Genomic DNA, 8,205 nt, shown 5'->3' with positions numbered 1-8,205 from the left:
GATTTCCAGGCTTCTGGCAGCTTCTGCTATCGTTAATCCCTGATCCAGTACCAAGCTGATTGCATCCAGCTTGAATTCCTTTGTATAGTGTTTCCCAGGCTCCATTTCATCCTCCAATTAAGACTATTTTCTCTTAACTGGAGTGTCCGGGTCTATTAGACCATATCAGATTGCCGTCAGGTTAAACAGGATGCCTTGCTGTTCCGGTGAAATGAATTTGTCGGGATTGCTGACAGGTTACTGGTTAACTTCCTTATCCAGAATATCCAGCACCCATTTACGAAACTCCTTGGCAACTTTGGTGCGGGTAAACATGGCCAACAGGCGACAATTAGCCTGATACAAGGGGGGGGATTGGGTAGAAGGTATGGCGAATGCGTAAGATGCTGTGAAGGGCAGGTTTGTTTGATGACTAGATGAAAAAACCGTTAACCCAACTTTAGTTTAAAAAGAACAGAGTATGTTTTTTCCACAAACCTTACTGAGGCCGGTTGAATGATCGTAATAATATAAAAAACAGGAGGTTAATTCTTGAAGAATGTCTCCTGTCAATTACGTCAGATAAGTAAGATGTTACCTGAGTGTGGTGATGTACTCAGATACTGCCTTCATCTCTTGTTCACTCATGCGCGAAACAATCATCTGCATGGCACTGTTCGTGTCATTCTTGCGTGTTCCCAGGCGAAATGCTTGTAGCTGGGACAGAGTGTAGGCGGCATGCTGGCCATCTATTCTTGGATAATGCGGTGGAATACCTTGTCCATTGGGAGAATGGCAGCTGGAGCACGCAGGAATAAAGTTTTCCAGATTTCCGCCCTGATAAAGCCTTTTTCCTTCCTCTATCAGGGAAGCATCACCAACTATTCCGGGTTGTGGCTTTTGCTGTGAATAGTAAGCAGCAAGATTTTCGATGTCGCTCTCGCTTAATGTTGCCACCATGGGAGCCATAATCATATTGTCACGCGCGGCAGTTTCACCTGCTGCGGCCTTGAAATCATGCAATTGCTTGGCAGTATATCCCGGTTCCTGCCCCGCAAGAATGGGGTAAATAGGAATAGTACTGTTACCATCAGCATTGTGACAGCCTGCACATATTCCGGCTGCAATTTCTTTGCCTTTCTCAACATCGCCCGCAGCTGGGGATTCGGCAAATACAAAGCTGGAAAATGTGAGTGCGATTGCTGCTACAGTAGTTCCAATGAGTTTCATGATCGTTATAGGCTATAAAGTAGTTTCTGATAAAAGAGACAATATATATGTATTCTAACAAGATTTGTTGACTACAGTAAACGCTGCTATTGTTTACTTATAAATCTATGAGATGAAAAAACTTCTTCTTTTTTTATTGCTGGCAAATATAGGTGCTGCTTTTTACTTTTACAGCCTGCCGAAAAATAATTTTTCTGTACAGAAGCCATTGATTCATCCAGAAAAAATAGAGCTATTGCCTACCAAGGTTGCATGTCTTAAATGGGGAAGCCTGCCAGAACCTGTTGCCAGATTAGCCAGAGCGGAAATTTCTAAATGGGAAACGAGGAAAGATCTTGTCACTGAGATTTCCCAAGGAAAAATTACTATTCATTGGATGCACATTCCACCATTACAAAACGCACGTGAGACTGCGAAGCAGATCGAACAACTGGAAAAATTGGAGATTCCTCATTTGCATATTCAAGAAAATGCAGATAACCCGTGGCATAATGCAATTTCATTGGCAATCCTGATGGATAACTCCGATGCGGTGGCGTTGACAGAAGACATGAAAAACAAGGGTGTGGAACATGTGTTGGATAGTGAACAAACTCTGGAACAATTTGAGTTTGTAGTTCGCAGTCCAACTAAACAGATCACTGAAAATATTCAGCAGCTGATCCGTCAGTTCCCGGGTACACAGCTTGAAGTTAGCGAATGTGATCGCTTATAAAATCTGGTGGCGCAGTATTCTCGAGCGGTAAAATCAATGAATTGTTTATCTGTAGATTTTTCACAGATTTCTTCAAATATTTATCATGATTATTGGAGCAAGTTGGAGTGGGTGTGGTAGTTCATATTAAAACAGCACAGGAAATTGAAACCATGCGTATTGCCGGGCGACTGGCGTCTGAGGTGCTAGATTATATTGAACCCTATGTAGTACCCGGCATAACAACAGGTGAGCTGGATAAGCTTTGCCATCATTATATGGTCGATGTACAGAAAACGATACCGGCTCCTCTTAATTATGCACCGCCTGGTTACAGTCCTTATCCGAAATCTATCTGTACCTCTGTGAATCATCAGGTTTGTCACGGTGTGCCGGGAGATAAAAAGCTTAAGGACGGAGATATTGTCAATCTCGACATAACGGTCATCTATGAAGGTTACCATGGTGATACCAGCCGTATGTATTACGCAGGTGAGCCTTCCATTCAGGCCAAGCGGTTATGCGAGTTCACCTATGAGGCAATGTGGCGTGGAATCGAGGAGGTGCGTCCGGGCAAACATTTAGGAGATATTGGCCACGCGATCCAGCGTCTGGCAGAAAAAACTGGTTATGGCATCGTCAGAGAATTTTGTGGGCATGGTATTGGTGCAAAATTCCATGAAGATCCCCAAGTATTGCACTATGGCCGCGCTGGTACGGGAATCGAGCTTAAACCTGGTATGATTTTTACAATCGAACCCATGATCAATGCAGGAAAAGCTGCCATCAAGCAACTCCCGGATGGATGGACAGTGATTACCAAGGATCGCAGTCTGTCTGCGCAATGGGAGCATACAATACTGGTTACCGATAATGGCTACGAAGTGCTGACCATATCATCGGGATCTCCCGCCAAACCTGACTACCATTTCTCAGTCTGATGACATTATCCGATAGCACGCTGGAATTACATTATCAGTGCAAAAAATAAGTGATTGATATGCCACGATACAATCATCGTACGCTTGCACAAATGCGCCCGATCAGAATAACTCGCCACTATATCCGGCATGCTGAGGGTTCGGTGTTGATTGAATACGGTGAAACCAAGGTCATTTGTACCGCTAGTGTTATTGAAAAAGTCCCGCCTTTTCTCAAGGGGGCCGGGCAAGGCTGGTTGACGGCAGAATATGGCATGTTGCCGCGTTCCACAGGTGAAAGAATGCAGCGTGAAGCGGCCAAAGGTAAACAATCCGGACGTACTATGGAAATTCAGCGCTTGATCGGGAGAGCATTGCGTTCCGTACTGGATCTGAAAAAACTTGGTGAACGCACAATTCAGATTGACTGTGATGTGATCCAGGCCGATGGGGGAACTCGTACCGCTAGCATTACCGGCGCATTTGTTGCCTTGTGTGATGCAGTTGGATATTTGCGTGCAGAAAAAATAATTTCAGAAAATCCGATCAAGGATCACGTTGCTGCTGTTTCGGTTGGCATACTGAAAGGCCAACCCCTACTGGATCTGGATTATGCGGAAGATTCCAGTTGCGATACTGATCTGAATGTCGTCATGACTGGTAATCTGGGATTAGTGGAAGTTCAAGGTACTGCAGAAAAAGTCGTTTTCAGCCGTCAGGAACTGGATGTCATGCTTGATATGGCTCAACAGGGGCTGCAAGAGCTGTTTGACCTGCAACGTAAAACACTTGAAACCGCTGCTTCCTGACAATAAAAGTAACTACACATGCAGCACTCCCTGAGCAGGATTGTTATCGCCAGCAATAATGCCGGAAAGCTTGCTGAAATAGGAAAACTGCTGGCTCCCCTTGGTATTGAAGTGGTTACACAAGCATCGCTTGGAGTAACTGAAGCGGATGAACCTCACATGACGTTTGTGGAAAATGCGCTGGCCAAAGCACGACATGCGAGTCTCGCAACCGGATTACCCGCATTGGCAGATGATTCCGGGATATGTGTTAATGCTTTGCAAGGTGCGCCCGGTGTATTGTCCGCCCGCTATGCGGGCGAACCTCGCTCGGATAAACGTAACAATCGCAAACTGGTTGAAGCACTGCATGGCCAATCCGATCACCGGGCCTATTATTACTGTGTGATTATCCTGTTGCGTCATGGGCAGGATCCGCAACCTGTCATTATCGAAGATACTTGGCATGGAGAAATCATTGCTGAACCCAAAGGTCAGGGCGGATTTGGTTATGATCCCCATTTTTTTCTGCCCAAACTGGGTAAAACCGCAGCCGAGCTTTCCATGGAAGAAAAAAACAAGATCAGTCATCGCGGCAAGGCGCTTGCCAGGCTGGTACAAATACTGGCGGGGAATGAAAAAATGCCGGTTTAGTTTGACATAACGTGTTTGTGATCATGCGATTGACATGAAAAAAATAATCCCGGTTTTATCCCTGCCTGATTCAAAATCACCTCATCTGATTGAGCTTCCTCCCTTAGGGTTGTACATTCATCTGCCCTGGTGCGTCAGAAAATGTCCTTATTGTGATTTCAATTCGCATGCAATTGATCCGAATAGCGCGCTCCCGGAGGCCGAATATGTTGCAGCACTCAAGCGTGATCTGGAGCTATCGTTGCCACAAATCTGGGGGCGGCCTGTTACCAGCGTATTTTTGGGTGGCGGAACCCCGAGCCTGTTCAGTGGTGCCTCAATCGATGCAATTCTTTCGTATGCGCGTATGCTGCTGTCTTTTGCTCCCGAGACTGAAATTACACTGGAAGCCAATCCGGGAACGCTGGAAGCACAAAAGTTTGCAGATTTCCGGTCTGCTGGCATTAATCGACTGTCCATTGGTATCCAAAGTTTCAATCCCGGGCATTTGCAGGCATTGGGGCGTATCCATAATGATGCTGAAGCTTCTCGTGCGGTTGAACAGGCGCTACAGCATTTCAGCAATATCAATCTGGATTTAATGTATGCACTGCCGAATCAAACCCAGGATGAAGCATTGCAGGACATTGAGGCAGCCTGTGGCTGGGGCGTACCGCATATCTCTGCTTATCACCTGACGCTTGAACCCAATACCCTGTTTTATCGCCAGCCGCCAAAATTGCCAGATGAAGATACATCAGCTGATATGCAGATCATGATCGAGCGTGTTCTTGCAGAAAAAGGCTACCAGCACTACGAGACTTCTGCATTTGCACAGCCCGGGAGGATGTGTGTGCATAATATGAACTACTGGCAATATGGCGATTATCTGGGGATCGGTGCCGGGGCGCACAGCAAAATCAGCTTTCGAGAAAAAATTATCCGGCAGATGCGTCATAAGCACCCTCGTCACTATCTGGAGCAGGCCGCAGCTAGAAATACCAATCTTGAAAATATGCTTGCCACGGAACAGGAAGTTGGGCCGCAAGACCGGATTTTTGAGTTCATGATGAATGCACTGCGATTGACGGACGGTTTTGATCCTGGGCTGTTTCATACTCGTACTGGCTTGACAGTTGCCTCAATTCAGCAGCAACTAACCACTGCCGAGCAACGAGGGTTGATTGAGTGGCAGCACGATTGTATCCGGCCGACGGCTGACGGGCGAAGGTTTTTGAATGACTTGCTGGAGATTTTTCTGCCAGAATCCAGGCAAACGACAACTTCCTGAACTTAAAATAGCGGGGGGGGGGGAGATCGGAATGAAGGACTCAATTTCAAGACGCGCCTTTCTGAAAAAATCAGGCACACTGGGAACCCTTACTGCTCTGGACGGGATGCTGCCGACCTATGCCTGGTCTAATTTCTTAAGTGCTGTTACGCCGGCTATGCAGCTAAGCGGAGATGTTATCAATCTCACTATCGCCAGAACGCCGTTTCGTATCGATCATCGCACTACAACCGCCACAACTGTCAATGGTACCGTTCCAGGGCCTTTACTTCGTTTGCGCGAAGGGCAGGATGTTACCCTGAATGTGACTAACCGCCTGGACGAAACGTCTTCAATACATTGGCACGGCATTCTCCTGCCACCTGAAATGGATGGTGTGCCTGGTGTCAGTTTCCCGGGTATTGAGCCGGGAACAACCTTTTCCTATCGCTTCACGATCAGGCAGTACGGCACGTACTGGTTTCACAGTCATTCAGGCGGCCAGGAGCAGGCAGGCGTGTATGCACCAATGATTATTGATCCGCTTGAACCAGACCCGATCCAGTACGATCGCGAATATGTGATCATGCTTTCGGACTGGAGCTTTTCTTCAGTGGATGCAATGATCGGAAAGCTCAAGAAGCAGCCCGGCTACTTCAACTTTCAAAAGCGCACGCTGGGTGATTTTATTAAGGACGTCATGCAGGATGGCTGGCTCCCGGCATTTGACAATTACTTGATGTGGGCCCGGATGCGAATGGATCCGACAGACTTGGCAGACGTAACGGGTTATGCCTACACCTACCTCATGAATGGATTGACCTCGGCCGCAAATTGGACGGGGATTTTCCGTCCGGGTGAACGCGTACGATTGCGCTTTATTCAAGCAGGGGCTATGACATTTCAGGACATCCGGATTCCCGGACTCAGGATGACCGTAGTGCAAGCGGATGGTCAGAATGTACAACCTGTTGAAGTGGATGAGTTCCGCATCGGTCCGGCTGAAACCTACGATATTATCGTGGAACCTAAAGAGGATCGTGCTTACACGATTTTTGCAGAGACACTGGATCGAAGTGGTTTCGCACGCGGCACCCTGGCACCGCGCCCTGGAATGACGGCAGAGATTCCGCCGCGCCGCTCCCGTCCGCTTCTCACCATGGCAGATATGGGCATGCGACACATGAACGCCGAGAGCCATGGTGACCACGAATCTCACGATGCAGCTAGAGGTGAACCGACAAAAGGGATGCAGCTCGACGACACGCATGGAGAGCATGATCGGCCCGGGCATCTCGATACCAAGCCAGTCAGGCATGCTGCTGACGATCATGGTCCTGGCAATCAGTTCATTCCGGATTTCACACAGAGTCGTATGGATGAACCGGGCATCGGGCTGGGAAATGATGGCCGCCGGGTGTTAGTCTATACCGATTTAAAGAGCCTCAAGCCCTATCCTGATCAGCGCAAACCTGAGCGTGAGCTCGAAATTCACCTTACCGGTCATATGGAACGCTTCATATGGTCGTTCGATGGCAAGAAATATTCAGATGCCAGGGAGCCGATCCTTTTCCATCATGGAGAGCGGTTACGCTGGATTTTTGTTAACGATACGATGATGGACCACACGATGCATCTGCATGGCATGTGGATGTATCTGGAAAATGGCGCTGGCGCATACCTTCCGCGTAAGCACACGGTTCTTGTCAAGCCCGCTGAACGCATTTCTGTTGCCATTACTGCTGATGCACCTGGTCCTTGGGCCTTTCACTGCCACTTGCTCTTGCATATGGAAACAGGAATGTTTCGTGTGGTTGAGACCCTGGATGCAGTTCCCGGAACAGAACCGTGAAATTCTTTCTGCAACTTGGGGCTGGCATTGTTGCGATTCTGTTCTTAGGTGCGGGTAGCAGCCTGCCGGCAGCAAGCGCAGAAATACTGTCAGACAAAGCAAAACAGACTTTGCCCAATCATCTGCTCCAATCTCGGGGTGAATATCATCATCCGACCCATAGTGATCAGAACTATGCGTTCCTGAGTGCTGGTGTGCTTGAATACCGTCCGGGAGAGGATGGCGGCGATTTCCGCTGGGATATACAGGGTTGGTACGGAGGAGACTTCAACCGACTGTGGTTTAAAAGTGAAGGCGAACGAAATACGGCTTTCAAAGCAGACCACGACATCGACATACAGCTTCTGTACGGTAGATTTATTGGGAAGTATTATGATTTTCAGATCGGTGTGCGCGGAGAGACACAAATCTTTAAAGGGAGAGATGTGGCGCGGGCTCATGCGGTTATCGGGTTTCAAGGGCTCGCTCCGTATCGCTACGAAGTGGAGTCTGCGCTCTTTATTAGCCAGGATGGAGATGTGTCCATGCGTTTCCAGACATCCCGCAACTTTTTGCTGACACAGCGGTTGATCTTGCAAGGACGTATTGAGACTCATGCAGCCGTGCAAAAGGTAGAAAAGTTTACTACTGGCCAAGGGCTCAACAATATTGAGCTGGGGTTGCGGCTGCGTTATGAAATCAGGCGAGAAATCGCACCTTATATTGGAATTTCATACGACCGCAGCTTTTTTAAGACGGCTGATCTTGTGCGAGAGGAAGGCGGAGATTCCAGCCAGGTTCGCTTTGTGGCCGGCGTGCAGTTGTGGTTCTAGTCATCGCAGTTTTTATTAAATACCGTC

The 8,205-nt window shown here is 47.9% G+C and carries 9 protein-coding genes; 7 read left to right on the top strand and 2 right to left on the bottom strand.

What is annotated here, in order from left to right; translation table 11 throughout:
• Both C8R14_RS08895 and C8R14_RS08890 read right to left on the bottom strand, forming a co-directional pair.
• The coding region (locus tag C8R14_RS08895) for a transposase (RefSeq protein ID WP_146208364.1) at positions 1–105 on the bottom strand (105 nt) is incomplete at its 3' end.
• A 468-nt stretch (positions 106–573) separates the two neighbouring features.
• On the bottom strand, positions 574–1,209 hold the full coding sequence (locus C8R14_RS08890; protein ID WP_011633432.1) for a c-type cytochrome: 636 nt from the start codon (positions 1,207–1,209) through the stop codon (positions 574–576).
• A gap of 112 nt (positions 1,210–1,321) precedes the next feature.
• On the opposite strand from C8R14_RS08890, the gene C8R14_RS08885 reads away from it, so the two are divergent.
• From C8R14_RS08885 to C8R14_RS08855, 7 genes are all read left to right on the top strand, one after another.
• On the top strand, positions 1,322–1,924 hold the full coding sequence (locus C8R14_RS08885) for a hypothetical protein (RefSeq protein ID WP_011633433.1): 603 nt from the start codon (positions 1,322–1,324) through the stop codon (positions 1,922–1,924).
• A gap of 113 nt (positions 1,925–2,037) precedes the next feature.
• Entirely contained in the window at positions 2,038–2,844 is an 807-nt protein-coding gene (gene map / locus C8R14_RS08880) for a type I methionyl aminopeptidase (protein ID WP_041353646.1), read from the top strand.
• 59 nt (positions 2,845–2,903) lie between these two features.
• Positions 2,904–3,632: a ribonuclease PH gene (gene rph, locus C8R14_RS08875; RefSeq protein ID WP_011633435.1), complete on the top strand. Its 729-nt coding sequence runs from the start codon at positions 2,904–2,906 to the stop codon at positions 3,630–3,632.
• 18 nt (positions 3,633–3,650) lie between these two features.
• Entirely contained in the window at positions 3,651–4,265 is a 615-nt protein-coding gene (gene rdgB, locus C8R14_RS08870) for an RdgB/HAM1 family non-canonical purine NTP pyrophosphatase (RefSeq protein ID WP_011633436.1), read from the top strand.
• A 34-nt stretch (positions 4,266–4,299) separates the two neighbouring features.
• Positions 4,300–5,535, top strand: a complete 1,236-nt coding sequence (gene hemW, locus C8R14_RS08865; RefSeq protein ID WP_011633437.1) for a radical SAM family heme chaperone HemW — start codon at positions 4,300–4,302, stop codon at positions 5,533–5,535.
• Positions 5,483–7,366 (top strand): copper resistance system multicopper oxidase, encoded by a 1,884-nt coding sequence (locus C8R14_RS08860; RefSeq protein ID WP_242500187.1) that lies wholly within the window; start codon positions 5,483–5,485, stop codon positions 7,364–7,366. The genes hemW and C8R14_RS08860 overlap by 53 nt, the downstream gene beginning before the upstream one ends.
• The gene (locus C8R14_RS08855) at positions 7,363–8,178 is read left to right on the top strand and encodes a copper resistance protein B (RefSeq protein ID WP_011633439.1); all 816 of its coding nucleotides are present in this window, start codon (positions 7,363–7,365) and stop codon (positions 8,176–8,178) included. Before C8R14_RS08860 ends, C8R14_RS08855 begins: the two co-directional genes overlap by 4 nt.
• The last annotated feature ends 27 nt before the right edge of the window (positions 8,179–8,205 follow it).

The organism is Nitrosomonas eutropha, from assembly GCF_003201195.1.
Classification (GTDB): domain Bacteria; phylum Pseudomonadota; class Gammaproteobacteria; order Burkholderiales; family Nitrosomonadaceae; genus Nitrosomonas; species Nitrosomonas eutropha.
Note: the sequence above shows the minus strand (reverse complement) of the source record. Positions and strands in the feature narration are given on the sequence as shown.

Excerpts from the sequence above, each read along its gene's own strand:
- C8R14_RS08890 (WP_011633432.1), bottom strand. The coding sequence starts at position 1,209 with ATGAAACTCATTGGAACTACTGTAGCAGCAATCGCACTCACATTTTCC.
- C8R14_RS08885 (WP_011633433.1), top strand. The coding sequence starts at position 1,322 with ATGAAAAAACTTCTTCTTTTTTTATTGCTGGCAAATATAGGTGCTGCT.
- rph (WP_011633435.1), top strand. The coding sequence starts at position 2,904 with ATGCCACGATACAATCATCGTACGCTTGCACAAATGCGCCCGATCAGA.
- rdgB (WP_011633436.1), top strand. The coding sequence starts at position 3,651 with ATGCAGCACTCCCTGAGCAGGATTGTTATCGCCAGCAATAATGCCGGA.
- hemW (WP_011633437.1), top strand. The coding sequence starts at position 4,300 with ATGAAAAAAATAATCCCGGTTTTATCCCTGCCTGATTCAAAATCACCT.
- C8R14_RS08860 (WP_242500187.1), top strand. The coding sequence starts at position 5,483 with ATGACTTGCTGGAGATTTTTCTGCCAGAATCCAGGCAAACGACAACTT.